The organism is Dietzia sp. SYD-A1, assembly GCF_015356725.1.
Lineage (GTDB): Bacteria > Actinomycetota > Actinomycetes > Mycobacteriales > Mycobacteriaceae > Dietzia.
Genome location: NZ_JADDKI010000460.1, coordinates 1 through 1,612, shown reverse-complemented (window position 1 = coordinate 1,612; position 1,612 = coordinate 1). Strand labels below are relative to the sequence as shown.

Genomic DNA, 1,612 nt, shown 5'->3' with positions numbered 1-1,612 from the left:
CCGTCATCCCCCGGCGCTCCCGGCCGAGGACGCGTGGATCCGCGGGGCGGGGACCACCTGACCGAGTGCCGCCTCGAGAGCGGCGCCCACCCGGACGACGAGCCTGTCGTCGAACCGCGCCCCCACGATCTGGATCCCCACCGGCAGGCCCGCATCGGTCGTCCCGCAGGGCACGCTCAGCGCCGGCTGCTGGGTCATGTTGAACGGATAGGTGTACGGGGTCCACGAGGTCCAGTCGGGACTGTGCCACGCCGGGGGCACGTCCGACCCGGCCGCGAAAGCGGGGATCGGGGTGGTGGGGGTGATGAGGATGTCGTACCCCTGGTGGAAGTCCGCCATCCGCGCGCCGAGCGCCATCCGGACCGCCACCGCGTCGAGATAGTCGGCCGCGGAGTAGTCGTGGTACCGACCCAACGCCTCACGCATCGACGGGTCGACGTGGTCGATCGCGTCCGGGCCGTGCGGCGCGAGCACCGCGGCGAGCCCCGCGAACCACAGGACGTGGAAGGCGTCGACGGGATCGGTGACCCCGGGATCGACCGAGTCGACCCGTGCTCCCAACGACGCCAGGACGTCCACCGCGTGCGTGACCTCCCGCTCGACCTCGGGGTCGTTGGTGCCGAAACCCAGGTCGCGACTGTAGGCGACCCGCAGACCCTCGAGCGGTCGGTCCCCGCCGGCGCTCTGCGCACCCTCGGTGGCCGCGGCGAGGTATCCGCCCGGGCCGGGGGTCGTCGCCCGGGCCGGGACCGCCGACCAGTCGCGGGGATCCGGTCGGAGGAGCGCGTCCATGAACGCGGCGGTGTCGGCGACGGTGCGGGTCATCGGGCCGGCGTGGGCGAGCGTGCCGAACGGACTCGAGGGGAACATGGGGATCACACCGTAGGTGGGTTTGAGCGCCACGATCCCGCAGAACGCCGCCGGGATCCGGACCGAGCCGCCACCGTCGGTGCCCAGCGCGAGCTGTCCGAGCCCGGCGGCGACGGCGGCCGACGCGCCTCCGCTCGACCCTCCCGGGGTGAGGTCGGTGTCGTGGGGGTTCCGGGTGATCCCGGTGAGTGTGTTGTCGGTGACACCCTTCCAGGCGAACTCGGGGGTGGTGGTCTTACCGATCACCACACATCCCGCCTCGTGCACGGCCGAGGTCACCGGGGCGTCGTCGGGCCACGAGGCGGGGTCGGCGGCGCCGTCCTTCCGGGCCAGCAGGCGCGAACCTCGCAGCGTGGGCACCCCGCGGGTGTAGAAGATGTCCTTGATGGACGTGGGGACCCCGTCGAGAGGGCTGAGGGGCGCACCCTGCCGGTACCGGTCCTCCGACCGACGGGCGGCCGCGAGGGTCTCCGCTCGATCGACGTGGCAGAAGGCGTTGATCATGCCGTCGACCCGCTCGATCGCCTCCAGTGCGTCCACCGCGGCGTCGACCGGGGACAGTTCGCCGGTGCGGAAGCGCTCGGAGAGCTCCAGCGCCGTCAGGGAAGTGGTCATCCGTATACCTTCCATCAGATTGTCGACAATCCTACAGTCGGCGACAGCGGCGTCAACTCACACCGGCGCGGACCCGGACATCACACCCCCCGGCGGGCGACCCTTCTAGGCTGGGCGCCATGACCCC

Annotated in this window: 1 protein-coding gene; it reads right to left on the bottom strand. The window is 72.1% G+C overall.

What is annotated here, in order from left to right; translation table 11 throughout:
* Positions 1-3: 3 nt before the first annotated feature.
* Entirely contained in the window at positions 4-1,485 is a 1,482-nt protein-coding gene (locus tag IY392_RS15670; protein WP_107755704.1) for an amidase, read from the bottom strand.
* Positions 1,486-1,612 lie beyond the last annotated feature (127 nt).

Bases quoted from the DNA above. Each gene is read 5' to 3' on its own strand.
- IY392_RS15670 (WP_107755704.1), bottom strand. From the start codon at position 1,485: ATGACCACTTCCCTGACGGCGCTGGAGCTCTCCGAGCGCTTCCGCACC.